We start from the raw sequence: 14325 nt of genomic DNA on the forward strand, positions 1-14325 counted from the left end.
AGGCCAGACTTTTTTATTTATGCAGTCCGTCGGCATTTATGAAGCGAAAAGCAGATTCTCTGCCTTGATCGAACTGGTCGAGCAGGGCGAAGAGGTGCGTATCACCCGCCATGGCAAGGAAGTAGTGCGCATGCTGCCCGTGCGCCGCCGTCCGGTAATTTCCGACGAGCAGATTACGCGCGAGCTGGGTCAGATGGACGCGCTGCATGCCAGCATCCAGCCCGCAGGGTCATCAACGGTGGATGGCCTGCGTCGCACAGGACGGAGCACTGCATGACCGCCTTCGTGCTTGATGCCTCCGTCACCGCAGCCTGGCTGCTGCCCGATACCGCTAGCGAACATACCCGCCGCTTGTACACGCTGATCCGCCGGGACGAGGTCGAACCCCAGGCACCCAACCTCTGGCACTGGGAGTGCAACAACATCCTTGCCAGCGGGGTGAACAGCGGACGCATCCCCGCTGCCGCCGTCGAAGGCCTGTGGGGCGTGCTTGAAGCCGTCCGCCATCGGGTGGAGCTCCACGAACTCGCCCCCGCCCAGCACAAGGCCGTGCTCGATGTGGCGCTGGAAACCGGTTTGCCGACCTTTGACGCTGCCTATCTGTGGCTGGCGCGCTCGCTGCGCCTGCCGCTGGCCACATTCGATCCCCAACAGGCCGCTGCCGCACAGCGCAGCGGTGTACCACTTCTCGACCTCTCCCGCCTCTGACGGACCACCACCATGCAACACCAGAAAATCCTCATCCTCGATTTCGGCTCGCAAGTCACCCAGCTCATCGCCCGCCGCGTGCGCGAGGCCAATGTGTACTGCGAAGTGCACCCGTGCGATGTGACCGACGAATGGGTGCGTGACTATGCCAAGGACGGTTCGCTCAAGGGCATCATCCTGTCGGGCAGCCATGCCAGCGTGACTGAAGACACCACCGACCGCGCCCCGCAGGCCGTGTTCGATCTGGGCCTGCCCGTGCTGGGCATTTGCTACGGCATGCAAACCATGGCGCAGCAACTGGGTGGCAAGGTCGAAACCGGCCACAAGCGCGAGTTCGGCTTTGCCGCCGTGCGCGCCCGCGGCCACACCGCACTGCTCAAGGATATTGCCGACTTCACCACCGCTGAAGGCCACGGCATGCTCAACGTGTGGATGAGCCACGGCGACAAGGTCACCGAACTGCCCCCGGGCTTCAAACTCATGGCCAGCACCGACAGCTGCCCCATCGCCGGCATGGCCGACGAAGACCGCCGTTTCTACGCCGTGCAGTTCCACCCTGAAGTCACGCACACCGTGCAGGGCAAGGCGCTGCTCGACCGCTTCGTGCTCGGCATCTGTGGCACCAGCCCCGATTGGGTCATGCGCGACCACATCGCTGAAGCCGTCGAGCAGATCCGCCAGCAGGTGGGCAATGAGGAAGTGATCCTCGGCCTGTCGGGCGGCGTCGATTCGTCCGTGGCCGCAGCGCTTATCCACCGCGCCATCGGCGACCAGCTCACCTGCGTGTTCGTCGACCACGGCCTGCTGCGCCTGAACGAAGGCGACATGGTCATGGACATGTTCGTCGGCAAGCTGCACGCCAAGGTCATCCGCGTGGACGCCAGCGACCTGTTCCTGGGCAAGCTGGCGGGCGTGAGCGAGCCCGAAGCCAAGCGCAAGATCATCGGCGGCCTGTTCGTCGACGTGTTCAAGGCCGAAGCCGCGAAACTGAAGGCCGGTGACGGAGGCCACAAGGGCGCTACCTTCCTGGCCCAGGGCACCATCTACCCCGATGTCATCGAATCCGGCGGCGCCAAGAGCAAGAAGGCCGTCACCATCAAGAGCCACCACAACGTGGGCGGCTTGCCCGAGCAATTGGGCCTGAAGCTGTTGGAGCCCCTGCGCGATTTGTTCAAGGACGAAGTGCGCGAACTCGGCGTGGCCCTGGGCCTGCCGCCCGAAATGGTCTACCGCCACCCCTTCCCCGGCCCCGGACTGGGTGTGCGCATCCTGGGCGAGGTGAAGAAAGAGTATGCTGACCTGCTGCGCCGCGCCGACGCGATCTTCATCGAAGAGCTGCGCAACCACATCGACGAAGCCACCGGAAAGTCCTGGTACGACCTCACCAGCCAGGCTTTCACCGTCTTCCTGCCCGTCAAGAGCGTGGGCGTGATGGGCGATGGCCGCACGTACGACTACGTGGTGGCACTGCGCGCCGTGCAGACCAGCGACTTCATGACCGCGGATTGGGCGGAGCTGCCCTACGCGCTGCTCAAGAAGGTGTCAGGCCGCATCATCAACGAGGTGCGTGGCATCAACCGCGTGACCTACGATGTGAGCAGCAAGCCGCCTGCGACGATCGAGTGGGAATAACAAGCACTGTCACGCCAAGACCTTGAAACAATGATCTGGCTTGATGCTGCGAGGGTCGTCTCGATCCTGGCCGTGGTGGTCCTGCACGTGGCCGCCAGCGTGGTGACCCTGACCGCGCTGGGCTCCTCCGGCTGGTGGTACGGAAACCTGTACGACGCACTCGTGCGCTGGTGTGTGCCGGTGTTCGTGATGGTGAGTGGGGCGTTGTTGCTCGACCCCCGCAAGACCGAGAGCGTGGCCGAGTTCTACCGCAAGCGGGCGGCACGGGTCCTGCTGCCAATTGCTTTCTGGAGCGCGGTTTACATTCTCTGGAACCACCGGGGGGCCCTGGCCGAGCTGCGCGCGATGGATGTCTTGCACAGCGTTGCCAGAGGGTGGCCTCACTACCATCTGTGGTTTCTGTACATGATCCTGTGCCTGTACCTGTTCGTTCCCTTTTTGAGAACGCTGGTCCGCAACACAAACCGGCGCGATCTGTGGTGGCTCGTGGCCTTGATGTTTGTGCTGTCTGGCGTGAACGAGTTTTCCCGCGTCTTCTCTGGCGATGGAGCGGGCCTCTTCATCAACTGGTTTCTGCCGTACCTGCCGTACTTCCTCTGCGGCTACCTGATCCAGACCTGTGACAGGAAAATCCCCTTGGCTGTGTTGATGGCGGTCTTTGGGTTGGCTGTGGCGGTCACCGCCGTGGGCTGTTACTGGCTGGGCCGTGCGCAAGGGCTGGACAAAGGGCTGTATTTCTATGGCTACCTGAGCCTGTCCGTCGTTCCCATGTCGATCAGCGTGATGCTGATGCTCAAGCGATGCACGTTGGCGGGTAGATGGGCGCAGTCTGTTCAGCGGGTTGCTCCGTTGACGCTGGGCGTCTATCTGGTACACCCGATTTTGCTGGAGTCGTTCAGGGAATACGGTTTCAAGCCCGAGGACCATGCGCCGTTGCTCACCGTGCCGCTTGTGGCTGCTCTGGTGTTTGTGGGCTCGCTGGTGGTGGCGCTGGTTTTCCACCGTACCCCCTGGTTGAAGAGGTTCATTTAGGCGGACCATGCCCGACCGCGCCTTCCCCCGCCCATGGAAGAAGGCAAACCCCCATGCTGGGCCAGGATCAGGCTTTGGCTTCGCCTGTGACCGGGTCGTAGGCGATTCCGTCGAAGTTGATGATGCTGTTCGTGGCGGAGTCGTAGGTGGTCAGGCGGTAGGTGTCGGCACCTTTTCCGTCCAGGCCGATGTACGGTGCGCGGGCAAAAACGACGCGGTTGTTCTGGGCCACGATTTCGTCGGGCGTCCAGCGGTTGTTCATGAGCCATTCCGACGGATTGACGCCGTCGGGCACCTCGACGACGCCATCTGTTCGCATCTTGGCGAGTGTCGGGTCCATGTTGAACCCCTCGGCCGCCAGCAGCCTGGCGGTGTTTTTCTTGTAGAACGATGCAGTCTCCGAAGGCATCTCGGTCAGGTCGCTCTTGACGAGCGTCGAGCCGTCCGTCGGGAACTTGGACAGTTTGCCGCTGCGAATGGCTTCATAGTCGGCTGCAAACTCAGGGTGGTTCTTGAAGAACATGTAGCGGCCGACCACTTCCTGGTCCCCACCGCTCAGCGACATCGAAATCATCCGCACATAGTCCGGCACTTCATAGTCTTCTGCAAAAGTGTCGCCCAGGTCACTTTCCCATTCGCGAAATTCTTCCAGGTTGCTGAAGGGCGCCTTGACTGCGGCCTGGGTCGTCCCGGTTTCCGTCGCGGCCTTGCTGCTGTAGAGGGCCGCAGTGGATTGGTAGGGTTTGGTTTGTGCGGCAGTGGTGGTAGCCCCCGTGGTGCCAGCCGCTGTTCCCTGCGCCGCCTCGGCAGACAGCTGTTCCAGCGTGGTCTGCAGTTCTTTGAGAAAGGTGACAGGGTCTGCGCCCGCGTGATTCTGGGCCGTGCGCTCGGCCGCCTTGGCCGCCATGGTGCTGGAGACGCCCAGGGACGTCAGCATGTTGGTGGCTTGTGAAATATCGAGCATCTTGCGACTCCTTCAATGGACTGGCAGTCCATGGCGTGGCACCGGGCCAATCACCGGGCCGATGGGGGTTCTATGGACGTTGCCCTGATGGTCCCTGAATTCGCCCGCGCCAATCCCGGGGTAAGCAGCGGAAAAACGGTGCTTTTCGGTACGAGGCCGCACCCTTTTCGCTGATGGGGTCGGGGCAGTCCGCGAGAGGCGCCCGCGCGCCGCATAAGCTGTGCAGAATGCGATGGCAGCAGTCACCGCCTGTGCCCGCGCCGTGCCGCAACCTTCTGTGAAACCACCCGTTGCACGCCCACATCCACTCCAGCTTCCACCCCACGTCCTCCATGGTCCGACCCTTGATGCCCCCCACTGGCCCCCTCACAACGCTCTTCCCCCTGGGGCAAAGGGCCTTCGCATGACGGCGCCCGCTGATTTCTGGCCCGGATGCGGCTTTCAGGCGCTGGCCCGGGATACGCGCGGCTGGCTGGTGCCCACCGATGCGTACCTGCAATGGCTGCTGACCCGACCCGAACTGGCCCTGGTGCCAGAGTCGTGCCCGTCGGAGGTGGCTTTGCACGAATCGCTGGCCGCTTCGCCCGCACGCAGCGTCGCACCTCAGGAGCTGGCCGCGGTGCAGGACAGCGATGCGCGCGAGAACTACACCGTGTTCCTGCGATTTCGGGATGCGCTGATGGAGGCGGGTTCGCTGGAGGCCTGCTATCTGCAGCTCATGCGCAGCGGGGCCGTCAACATCCCGGCCGTGTTCATCGACGCCATGGTGCAGGCCGTGCTGCGCCATCTGCTGGACCGCTGTGACGATGCCATGGAGGCGCGCGCGGCCGAGATGCTGTTTCGCCCGCAGCGCATTGCGCAGCAAAGCGGGCAGATGCTGGCTGGCGATAGGACCACGCTCGACCTGCTCAACGAGACCGCCGGGCTGGGGGACGTAGGCCGTCTGCTGCTGCAAAGCGGAGCGTTGCAGCCCGCCATCGACCTGCAGGTGCTCACGGCCGACAACGCGCCGCTGTATTGGGCGCAAAGCGATCGGCACCACTTCTTGCTCGACCTGACCCACGAACTGACACAGGACCTGAGCCATGGCCTCACCTTCAAAATGACGCGTGCCCGCTCGGGCCTCAAGGCGCTGTCGGGGGTGCTGGAGCGCTGGGTGCTGCACTTTCTGGGTGTGCAGGTGCACATCGAGCCTGTGCGCCAGGTCACCGACAGTGCGTGGCGTTGGCACGTGGGGCTGGATGTGGAGTCCACGGCCATCCTCAACGACCTGTATGAGGACCGGCCGGTGGATGCCGACCGCATGGCGCGCCTGGTAAGCCTGTTTACGCTGGCTTTCGCCAACCCAGCCGAGATGCGCGCCGATGTGGCGGGCAAGCCGGTGTACTTGGGTCTGGCCACCACGGCCGAGGGCGTGGTGCGCATCAAGCCGCAGAACCTGTTGCTCAATCTTCCACTAGCGTCTTCATCTTGAAGTGCTATTGAATAAATAGCTGCTAGCGCTTGATCAATAAGCGCTAGCAGCCAATTTGATTCAAATTTCTCCCTGATGGATGAGCACCAAGCGCCGTGCGCTCATCCAATCGTCATCAGGCTCGCATTGCCTCCAGCCGCCGCCGTGTTCACGCTCAGCGCGCGTTCGATGAGCAGGCGCTCCAGCGGGATGTCGGTCGCGCCGGGCTGGAGCGCGGTCACGCCCACGATGGGTCCGGCGCGGCGGGCGAGGGCGGTGCACACCGCCTGCAGTGATGCGGCGTCGCCATGGTGCAGCACGGCATCCAGCTCCAGGGTGCCGTCGTTCAGTGTGTTGTCCTGCAGCATGACCTGCGCCTGCACCAGCGTGGGCAATTGCGTGCGCAGGTTGGCCTGGGCGTTGGGCCACAGGGCGGTGCCGCCGGTGGCGAGCACGGCGGCGGTTTGTGCCAGCAGGTCGTCCACACCTTGCGCCAGGCACAGCACCCGGGCACGGGGGGCCAGGGTATAGACGTTGCGCTCGCCCGTGGGGCCGGGCAGGGTGCGGGCGGTGCCGCTTTGGGTTTCCTGGGCAAAACGCTCGCAGGTGCTGGCCAGGGCCGAATTGCCCTGCAACTGGGCCCATTGCTGCAAGGTGGCCAAGGGCGCCAGCAGGCGTTCGCGCACAGCATCGTCGGGTGGCGCGGCTTGGTCGGCGTCGGCAAGCGTGCGTGCCAGCGCGTCGGCCGGGCGCTGCGACAGCAGGCGCAGCAGGTACAGCGGCCCGCCTGCCTTGGGCCCCGTGCCCGACAGGCCTTCGCCGCCAAAGGGCTGCACGCCCACCACGGCGCCCACCATGTTGCGGTTGACGTACACGTTGCCAGCATGGGCCCGGTTCACCACGCGGGCAATGGTTTCGTCGATGCGGGTGTGCAGGCCCTGGGTCAGGCCGTAGCCGGTGGCGTTGATCTGGTCGAGCAGGCGATCCAGGTCGTTGCGCGCGTAGCGCACCAGATGCAGCACGGGGCCGAAGACTTCGCGCTCCAGCTCGCCGATGTGGTTCAGCTCAATCAATGCGGGGGGCACGAAGGTGCCTTGTAGGCCGGAGGCCAAAACATGGTTCGGGTGCTGGAACACCCGATGGCCCTTGGCCTTGAAGGTCTCGATGTGTTGGCTGATGCCCGCTTGCGCTTCGGCGTCGATGACCGGGCCCACGTCCACACGCAGCGCGCCCGGGTTGCCCACGCGCAGTTCACCCATGGCACCTTGCAGCATCTCCACCACGCGGTCCGCGGCATCTTCCTGCACGCACAACACGCGCAGCGCCGAGCAGCGCTGGCCTGCGCTGTCAAAGGCAGACGACACAGCATCGCCCACCACCTGCTCCACCAGCGCGGACGAGTCCACGATCATCGCGTTCTGCCCGCCGGTCTCTGCAATCAGCGGGATGGGGCGGCCTGCGGTATCCAAGCGCCCGGCCACGGTGCGCTGCAGGATGCGCGCCACTTCGGTGGAGCCGGTGAACATCACGCCCATCACGCGGGCGTCGCCAATCAGGCGGGCACCTACCGTCTCGCCCTGGCCGGGCAGCAGTTGCACGGCGGCGCGGGGCACACCGGCCTGCCACAGCAGGCGCACGGCCTCGGCGGCGATCAGCGGGGTTTGTTCGGCGGGCTTGGCCAGCACGGGGTTGCCTGCGGCCAGTGCAGCCGCCACCTGGCCCATGAAGATGGCGAGCGGGAAGTTCCAGGGGCTGATGCAGGCCACGGGGCCGAGCGGGATGTGGGTGGCGTTGTCGAAGGTGCTTTGCACCTGGGCTGCGTAGTAGCGCAAGAAGTCCACGGCCTCGCGCACCTCGGCCACGGCGTTGCTGGCGCTCTTGCCCGCTTCGCGCATCAGCAGGCCCAGCAGGGGCTGCATGCGGGCTTCGAGCAGGTCAGCGGTGCGCAGCAGGGCGGCAGCGCGCTCGGCGGGCGGCGTGGCGGCCCAGGGGACTGTGGCGGCCTGGGCGTGGGCCAGGGCCTGCTCCACATCGGCGGTGGTGGCTTCTTGCACCTGGCCCACCACATCGCTGTGGTCAGCAGGATGGCGCACGAGCTGGGTGGTGCCTGCGGGCAAGTCAGTAGCCAGCAGGGGCGCTGCCGTCCAGGCGTGGCTTGCCGTGGCTTGCAGGGCGGCGGCCAGTTCGGTCAGCGTGTTTTCGTTGGACAGGTCCAGCCCGCGCGAGTTGCTGCGGTGCGCGCCATACAGGCCCTGGGGCGTGGCAATGCGGGGGTGGGGCAGGCCAGCGGCGCCTTCCACGGCAGCTTGCTGGTCCACCACTTGCACGGGGCTGCGTACCAGCTCATCCAGCGCAATCGTTTCATCGGCAATGCGGTTCACAAACGAGGTGTTGGCGCCGTTTTCGAGCAAACGGCGCACCAGGTAGGCCAGCAGGGTTTCGTGCGTGCCCACGGGTGCGTAGATGCGGCACGGGCGGCCGAGTTTGCCTGCGGTCACAGCGCCTACCACCTGCTCGTACAGCGGCTCGCCCATGCCGTGCAGGCACTGGAACTCGTACTGCCCCGCGTAGTAGTTGCTGCCCGCCAGTTGGTAAATGGTGGCCACCGTTTCGGCGTTGTGGGTGGCGAACTGGGGGTACACGGCCTCGGGCGCGGCCAGCAGCTTGCGTGCGCAGGCGATGTACGAAATGTCGGTGTGCACCTTGCGGGTGTAGACGGGGTAGTCCTCCAGGCCATCGACCTGGGCGCGCTTGATCTCGCTGTCCCAGTACGCGCCCTTGACCAGGCGCACCATCAGGCGGCGCTGGGTGCGGCGCGCCAAGTCCACCACATAGTCGATGACGAAGGGGCAGCGCTTTTGGTAGGCCTGGATGACGAAGCCAATGCCGTTCCAGCCCGCCAGGGTGGGTTCGTGGCACAGGCGCTCCAGCAGGTCCAGCGACAGCTCCAGGCGGTCGGTTTCTTCGGCGTCGATGTTCAGGCCAATGTCGTACTGCTTGGCCAGGGCCGTGAGGCGCAGCACCAGCGGGTACAGCTCGTCCATCACACGGCCAAACTGTGCGCGGCTGTAGCGCGGGTGCAGGGCCGAGAGCTTGATGGAGATGCCAGGCCCTTCGTAAATGCCGCGCCCGGCAGAGGCCTTGCCAATCGCGTGGATGGCCTGCTCGTAAGAGGCGTAGTAGTGCTTGGCGTCTTCGCTGGTCAGCGCGGCCTCACCCAGCATGTCGTACGAATAGCGAAAGCCCTCGGCCTCCATCGTGCGTGCGTTGCGCAGGGCCTCATCAATGGTCTCGCCGGTCACAAATTGCTCGCCCATCATGCGCATGGCCATGTCCACGCCCTTGCGGATCAGCGGCTCGCCGCCCTTGCCGATCAGGCGGCTGAGCGAGCTACCCAGGCTGCTCTCGCTGTGGGTGGCCACCAGCTTGCCGGTGATCAGCAGGCCCCAGGTGGCGGCGTTGACGAAGAGCGACGGGCTCTTGCCCAGGTGGGCATCCCACTGGCCGTGGCTGATCTTGTCGCGGATCAGCGCATCGCGTGTGGCCTTGTCGGGGATGCGCAGCAGGGCCTCGGCCAGGCACATCAGCGCCACGCCTTCTTGCGACGACAGCGAAAACTCCTGCAACAGCCCCTGCACGATGCCCGCGCGCCCTGCACTGGCCTTGCGCTCGCGCAGCGCCTTGGCAATGCGCAGCGCCAGTTGCTCGGCGGACGCCGCTTGATCGGCAGGCAGGCGGGCCTGGGCCAGCAGCGGGGCCAGGGCTTCGGGCTCGGGGCGGCGGGTGGCGGCGGTGATGGCTGCGCGCAGCGGGTTGCTCAGCGGGGTGCGGGGAGCGAAGTCGGCAAACGGGGCGGAGGGCTGCGTCATGGTGGTGTCTTTCAGGGATTTGGCGGGGCCCAACACGGTGGGAAGTGTTGGTTGGGCGCGTTATTGGTGATGATCCTTGGCTTGATGATGAATAAATGATCGAAAATTGGCATTCACACCGGATAAATCGCTAATTGAAATGCAAGAAGAACCCGATCTGGACCGCATTGACCGCAAGATCCTGTCAATCCTGCAGGAAGACGGCCGCATTGCCAACCTCAAGCTGGCCGAGGCGGTGGCCCTGTCGCCCACGGCCGTGCTGGCGCGGGTGCAGCGCCTCACGCGCGATGGCTTCATCCTGGGCTACGAGGCGCGCCTGAACCCCCTGAAGCTGGGCGCGGGCATGCTGGTGTTTGTGGAGGTGCTGCTGGACCGCACCACGCCCAACGTGTTCGATCAGTTCAAGGCCGCTGTGCAGGTGCACCCCGAGATCATGGAGTGCCACATGGTGGCGGGCGGGTTTGACTACCTGCTCAAGACGCGATCTGCCGACATGAACGCCTATCGCGTGTTTGCGGGCAATGTGCTGTGGCAGTTGCCGGGCGTGCGCGAGACACGCACCTATGCGGTGATGGAGGAGGTCAAGCACACCAACCACCTGCATCTGCGTTGAAAGCCACGTGGAGAGTGCAACGACACCGCAGCCTCCAGGCCACACCCACATTGGCTCGACCTGCCAAAGCCCGCATAATGCCCAGCAGACCTGCCAGATTGAGGAGAAGAACCATGATCCGCTTCCCATACGCTGCTGCTGCCCTGCTGGCAGCCGCCTTTTTCAGCCAGTCGGCCGCGGCCTCGTGCTACGTGGTCTACGGCCCCGACAAGGACATCGTGTACCGCGCGCCGGAGCCGCCGGTGGACATGTCCTACCAGATTCACCAGACCCTGCCTCTCGTTGCCCCGGGCTCCACGCTGGTGTTCTCGCCCGACAACCACAACTGCGACCTCCCCATCAACAAGCTGCCTCTGGCGTCTGCACAGGGGGCCACGGGCTCCATGGGCATGGGCGGCCGTCCTGCCCGCGCAGATCGCGGCTAAGAAGCGGCTCACGATCCCCTGCGCGATCGTGAGCAGGTTCTCAGGACCCCGGTGCGGCGGCCCCGGCGGAAGGGCGTCCCGGGCCTGAGACAATCGGGGGATGAGCGAACCGAAAGAACTATCCCCCGCGTTTGAACCGACCGAGCAGAATTCCCAGGGCGACCTGCCCGAGGGCTGGCTGCAGGTCCAGTCCATGGACCTGGATGCCCAGGGCGTCGCCCGCAAGCCCGACGGCAAGGTCATCTTCATCGACGGTGCCTTGCCATTCGAGTTGGTTACCGCCAACACCCACCGCAAAAAGAACAACTGGGAGCAGGCCAGCCTGTTGGCGATCCACCGTGAATCGTCGCAGCGCGTGCGCCCTGGCTGCCCACACTTTGGCCTGCATGCCGGTGCGTGCGGTGGCTGCAAGATGCAGCATCTGCATGTCGGCGCCCAGGTGGCCGTCAAGCAGCGGGTACTCGAAGACAACCTCTGGCATCTGGGCAAGGTCAAGGCCCAGACCATGCTGCGCCCCATCGAAGGCCCGTCCTGGGGCTATCGCTACCGCGCCCGGCTGTCCGTGCGCCATGTGATCAAGAAGGGCCAGGTGCTGATCGGCTTTCATGAACGCAAAAGCCGCTATGTGGCAGACATGCAGCAGTGCCCCGTGTTGCCGCCCCATGTGGACGCCATGCTGATGCCCTTGCGGGCGCTGATTGCAGGCATGGACGCGCGCGACACCTGCCCACAGATCGAACTGGCCTGTGGCGACACTGTGACCGCCATGGTGCTGCGCCACCTGGAGCCGCTGAGCGCGGATGACCTCGCCCGGCTGCGCGCCTTTGCGGCCGAGCACCACGTGCAATGGTGGCTGCAGCCCAAGGGGCCGGACACCGTGAAGCTGCTGGACGAAGGCGGCGAGCAGCTGTCGTATGCACTGCCGGACTTCGGCATCACCATGCCCTTCAAGCCCACCGATTTCACGCAGGTGAACCCGCACATCAACCGCGTGCTGGTGTCGCGCGCGCTGCGCCTGCTGGATGTGCAGCCCCATGAGCGTGTGATCGACTGGTTCTGTGGCCTGGGCAACTTCACACTGCCGCTGGCCACGCAGGCCCGCGAGGTGCTGGGCATTGAGGGCAGCGAGGCGCTGGTGGCACGTTCGCGCGAAAACTATGCCTTGAATCAGGCCGTCGCGCATGACCATAAAGCGCTGGCAGCTACTGATTTTGTAGCGCGCAACCTGTTCGAGATGACCCCAGAGATGCTGGTGGCCGACGGATCTGCCGACAAATGGCTGGTGGACCCGCCCCGCGAAGGCGCATTCGCCCTGGCCAAGGCCCTTGCGGACATCGAGCAGGCGCGCATCGGTGCCGAGGGCGCAGGGCCATTGCCTGCTGGGGCCGAGGGCTGGACGCCCCCGAAACGCATCGTCTACGTGAGCTGCAACCCCGCCACGCTGGCCCGCGATGCCGGGCTGCTGGTCCACCTGGGGGGCTACCAGTGCACGGCGGCGGGCATGGTGAACATGTTCCCGCACACGGCCCACGTGGAGAGCATGGCGGTGTTCGAGCGCGTCTGAGCCCAAGGCGAGGGCAGGGCGGCCACTGTGCTGGCTGCCCCCTCAGATGCTGATGGCGGGATGGGGTTGTTAGCTGCGACTGCGGCTGGCAGCGGGGTCGCGGGGTTCGGTCTCGATGTCGCCGGACCGCTCTGTGCGTTCGGGCTTTTCCACCTTGCCGAGCACCGAAGGTGTGCCTTCCAGCTTGTTCTCGCGCATGTAGGCGTCCATGTCCTTCCACCCGGCAAACACCGAGGCCTTGGCGGCCTTGGGGTTCAGGGTGTAGCAGTCTTCCAGGCCCCGCAGTGCGTGGCGGCAGGCGCCGCCGATGGCCTTGGCTTCCTCCTCACGCTGGGCGACGCGCGGGTCCGGGCCCAGGCCGGGAATCTTGTCGCAGGCAGTCAGCAGCAGGATGCTGGAGAGAGCCAGCAGCCGCAATGCGGTGGAGGAAGGTTTGCGATACATGTACTTGCATTATCGGCACGCCGTGCGCGCTATTGAGGCCCGGGCGGCGCAAAGGTACAAGAAAAAAGGCTCCCGGAGGAGCCTTTGAGGATGGTCACATGCGAGTAGGGGGGGATCAGTCCCGCTCGCCACCCATGATGCCCAGCAGGGCCAGCAGGCTCTGGAACACATTGAAGATGTCCAGGTACAGCGCCAGCGTGGCGCTGATGTAGTTGGTTTCGCCGCCGTCCAGGATCTGCTTCAGGTCATACAGCATGTAGGCGCTGAAGATGCCGATGGCCGCCACCGAGATCGCCATCATGCCGACTGAGGAGCCGACAAACACGTTGATGACGGCGCCGACCATGAGCACCAGTGCGCCCACCATCAGCCACTTGCCCATGCCCGAGAGGTCGCGCTTGATCACGCTGGCCAGGCTGGCCATCACGAAGAACACGCCTGCGGTGCCGGCAAAGGCCGTCATGATGAGGTCGGTACCGTTCTTGAAGCCCAGCACCATGCCGATCAGGCGCGAGAGCATGAGGCCCATGAAGAACGTGAAGGCCAGCAGCACCGGCACGCCAGCGGCCGAGCGCTTGGTCTTTTCGATCGCGAACATGAAGGCGAATGCGCCGCCCAGGAAAACGATCAGGCCCACGCCGCCGCGCAGCGACTGGGTGATGCCCGTGGCCACGCCCACCCAGGCGCCGAGCACCGTGGGGATCATGCTCAGCGCGAGCAGCCAGTAAGTATTGCGAAGCACCTTGTGGCGCTCTTCCTGCGAGATGCCATAGCCCGCAGAGTGGCCCAGGGTGGTGACTTGGTCATTCATCTTGTGTCTCTCCTTGTTGGCCTGCACAACGCAGACACGACAAATTTTAGGTGGTGATGGTTTTTGGCCTTGCAATAACCGCTTTGGGTCACCTACTTTTGGTAAGGGTTCTTTCACCCTGGGTGGGGGTGAAGGGCCGCTGCGATGCCGCTATGCTTGCCAGTTCTGGTGCCGGGGGCGGCCTGCTGGCAACCCTTTCACCCTCCATTTCATTTCTTCCTTTTCCGGATTGCTCCATGAAAACCAAACCCGAACTCGAACTGGCCGACGTCAAGGCGGTGGCCGCTGCGGCCGAAGCCGAAGCCCTGAAGAACAACTGGGCGGTAACGATCGCCATCGTCGACGATGGCGGCCACCTGCTGTGGCTGCAGCGCCTGGATGGCGCCGCCGCCGTGTCCTCGCACATCGCCCCGTCCAAGGCCCGCACGGCTGCCCTGGGCCGCCGTGAGAGCAAGGTGTATGAGGACGTCGTCAACGGGGGCCGCACGTCCTTCCTGAGCGCGCCTGGCATCGACGGCCTGCTCGAAGGCGGTGTGCCGATCCTCAAGGACGGCCAGTGCCTGGGTGCTGTGGGTGTGAGTGGCGTGAAGTCGACCGAGGATGCGCAAATTGCCCGTGCCGGGATTGCAGCGCTTGGACTTTGATGCACATGGGTTATCGAAGGCGCTATTGAATTTATAGCTGCGAGCGCTTGTCCATCAAGCGCTAGCTGCCAAAAATCTTCAAATTTGCACTCCAAACCTGCATTCCCAACAAAAAAACGACCGACCGTACGTCCGGTTTTTCCGGTTTTTTCGGGTTTTTCGGGTT

At 64.7% G+C, this 14325-nt stretch carries 13 protein-coding genes; 9 read left to right on the plus strand and 4 right to left on the minus strand.

The annotated features are described in order from the left end of the window. The first annotated feature begins 19 nt into the window (after positions 1-19). The 4 genes from ARADN35_RS0100930 to ARADN35_RS0100945 are packed head-to-tail and all read left to right on the plus strand — an operon-like array spanning position 20 to position 3372. Entirely contained in the window at positions 20-277 is a 258-nt protein-coding gene (locus ARADN35_RS0100930) for a type II toxin-antitoxin system Phd/YefM family antitoxin (protein ID WP_029412806.1), read from the plus strand. Then, positions 274-708 carry a type II toxin-antitoxin system VapC family toxin gene (locus ARADN35_RS0100935; protein WP_010458069.1) on the plus strand — a complete coding sequence of 145 codons (435 nt, stop codon included), beginning with the start codon at positions 274-276 and terminating at the stop codon, positions 706-708. The genes ARADN35_RS0100930 and ARADN35_RS0100935 overlap by 4 nt, the downstream gene beginning before the upstream one ends. 12 nt (positions 709-720) lie before the next feature. After that, on the plus strand, positions 721-2340 hold the full coding sequence (guaA, locus tag ARADN35_RS0100940; RefSeq protein ID WP_010458071.1) for a glutamine-hydrolyzing GMP synthase: 1620 nt from the start codon (positions 721-723) through the stop codon (positions 2338-2340). A gap of 30 nt (positions 2341-2370) precedes the next feature. Then, complete coding sequence (locus ARADN35_RS0100945; protein WP_010458073.1) at positions 2371-3372, plus strand: acyltransferase; 1002 nt, start codon at positions 2371-2373, stop codon at positions 3370-3372. Between the two features lie 67 nt (positions 3373-3439). Here ARADN35_RS0100945 and ARADN35_RS0100950 read toward each other — a convergent pair whose 3' ends face one another. Then, entirely contained in the window at positions 3440-4336 is an 897-nt protein-coding gene (locus ARADN35_RS0100950) for a hypothetical protein (protein WP_010458075.1), read from the minus strand. A 403-nt stretch (positions 4337-4739) separates the two neighbouring features. Here ARADN35_RS0100950 and ARADN35_RS0100955 point away from each other — a divergent pair, with 403 nt between their 5' ends. Next, positions 4740-5810, plus strand: a complete 1071-nt coding sequence (locus ARADN35_RS0100955; protein WP_010458077.1) for a DUF6352 family protein — start codon at positions 4740-4742, stop codon at positions 5808-5810. 101 nt (positions 5811-5911) lie between these two features. Here ARADN35_RS0100955 and putA read toward each other — a convergent pair whose 3' ends face one another. After that, positions 5912-9658: a trifunctional transcriptional regulator/proline dehydrogenase/L-glutamate gamma-semialdehyde dehydrogenase gene (putA, locus tag ARADN35_RS0100960; protein ID WP_029412810.1), complete on the minus strand. Its 3747-nt coding sequence runs from the start codon at positions 9656-9658 to the stop codon at positions 5912-5914. A gap of 139 nt (positions 9659-9797) precedes the next feature. On the opposite strand from putA, the gene ARADN35_RS0100965 reads away from it, so the two are divergent. The 3 genes from ARADN35_RS0100965 to rlmD all read left to right on the plus strand — a co-directional run bounded on the left by ARADN35_RS0100965 (position 9798) and on the right by rlmD (position 12260). Then, the gene (locus tag ARADN35_RS0100965; RefSeq protein WP_010458081.1) at positions 9798-10271 is read left to right on the plus strand and encodes an Lrp/AsnC ligand binding domain-containing protein; all 474 of its coding nucleotides are present in this window, start codon (positions 9798-9800) and stop codon (positions 10269-10271) included. Positions 10272-10384: 113 nt separating this feature from the next. After that, positions 10385-10696 (plus strand): hypothetical protein, encoded by a 312-nt coding sequence (locus tag ARADN35_RS25600; protein ID WP_010458084.1) that lies wholly within the window; start codon positions 10385-10387, stop codon positions 10694-10696. Positions 10697-10796: 100 nt separating this feature from the next. Then, a complete protein-coding gene (gene rlmD / locus ARADN35_RS0100975) occupies positions 10797-12260 on the plus strand; it encodes a 23S rRNA (uracil(1939)-C(5))-methyltransferase RlmD (protein WP_010458086.1) in 1464 nt (487 codons plus the stop codon). Between the two features lie 69 nt (positions 12261-12329). On the opposite strand, the gene ARADN35_RS0100980 is transcribed toward rlmD, so the two are convergent. Both ARADN35_RS0100980 and ARADN35_RS0100985 read right to left on the minus strand, forming a co-directional pair. Further along, on the minus strand, positions 12330-12704 hold the full coding sequence (locus tag ARADN35_RS0100980) for a hypothetical protein (RefSeq protein WP_010458088.1): 375 nt from the start codon (positions 12702-12704) through the stop codon (positions 12330-12332). Between the two features lie 115 nt (positions 12705-12819). After that, a complete protein-coding gene (locus ARADN35_RS0100985; protein WP_010458089.1) occupies positions 12820-13515 on the minus strand; it encodes a Bax inhibitor-1/YccA family protein in 696 nt (231 codons plus the stop codon). Between the two features lie 236 nt (positions 13516-13751). Between ARADN35_RS0100985 and ARADN35_RS0100990 the strand changes: the two genes are divergently transcribed. After that, entirely contained in the window at positions 13752-14159 is a 408-nt protein-coding gene (locus ARADN35_RS0100990) for a GlcG/HbpS family heme-binding protein (RefSeq protein ID WP_010458090.1), read from the plus strand. Positions 14160-14325 lie beyond the last annotated feature (166 nt).

It is taken from the genome of Acidovorax radicis N35 (genome assembly GCF_000204195.1).
Lineage (GTDB): Bacteria > Pseudomonadota > Gammaproteobacteria > Burkholderiales > Burkholderiaceae_C > Acidovorax > Acidovorax radicis.

What these genes read in the sequence shown, in the direction of transcription:
- ARADN35_RS0100985 (WP_010458089.1), bottom strand. Translation starts at nt 13,515, where the DNA reads ATGAATGACCAAGTCACCACCCTGGGCCACTCTGCGGGCTATGGCATC.
- ARADN35_RS0100990 (WP_010458090.1), top strand. Translation starts at nt 13,752, where the DNA reads ATGAAAACCAAACCCGAACTCGAACTGGCCGACGTCAAGGCGGTGGCC.
- ARADN35_RS0100935 (WP_010458069.1), top strand. Translation starts at nt 274, where the DNA reads ATGACCGCCTTCGTGCTTGATGCCTCCGTCACCGCAGCCTGGCTGCTG.
- ARADN35_RS0100955 (WP_010458077.1), top strand. Translation starts at nt 4,740, where the DNA reads ATGACGGCGCCCGCTGATTTCTGGCCCGGATGCGGCTTTCAGGCGCTG.
- ARADN35_RS0100945 (WP_010458073.1), top strand. Translation starts at nt 2,371, where the DNA reads ATGATCTGGCTTGATGCTGCGAGGGTCGTCTCGATCCTGGCCGTGGTG.
- guaA (WP_010458071.1), top strand. Translation starts at nt 721, where the DNA reads ATGCAACACCAGAAAATCCTCATCCTCGATTTCGGCTCGCAAGTCACC.
- ARADN35_RS0100980 (WP_010458088.1), bottom strand. Translation starts at nt 12,704, where the DNA reads ATGTATCGCAAACCTTCCTCCACCGCATTGCGGCTGCTGGCTCTCTCC.
- ARADN35_RS0100930 (WP_029412806.1), top strand. Translation starts at nt 20, where the DNA reads ATGCAGTCCGTCGGCATTTATGAAGCGAAAAGCAGATTCTCTGCCTTG.
- ARADN35_RS25600 (WP_010458084.1), top strand. Translation starts at nt 10,385, where the DNA reads ATGATCCGCTTCCCATACGCTGCTGCTGCCCTGCTGGCAGCCGCCTTT.
- putA (WP_029412810.1), bottom strand. Translation starts at nt 9,658, where the DNA reads ATGACGCAGCCCTCCGCCCCGTTTGCCGACTTCGCTCCCCGCACCCCG.
- ARADN35_RS0100950 (WP_010458075.1), bottom strand. Translation starts at nt 4,336, where the DNA reads ATGCTCGATATTTCACAAGCCACCAACATGCTGACGTCCCTGGGCGTC.
- rlmD (WP_010458086.1), top strand. Translation starts at nt 10,797, where the DNA reads ATGAGCGAACCGAAAGAACTATCCCCCGCGTTTGAACCGACCGAGCAG.
- ARADN35_RS0100965 (WP_010458081.1), top strand. Translation starts at nt 9,798, where the DNA reads ATGCAAGAAGAACCCGATCTGGACCGCATTGACCGCAAGATCCTGTCA.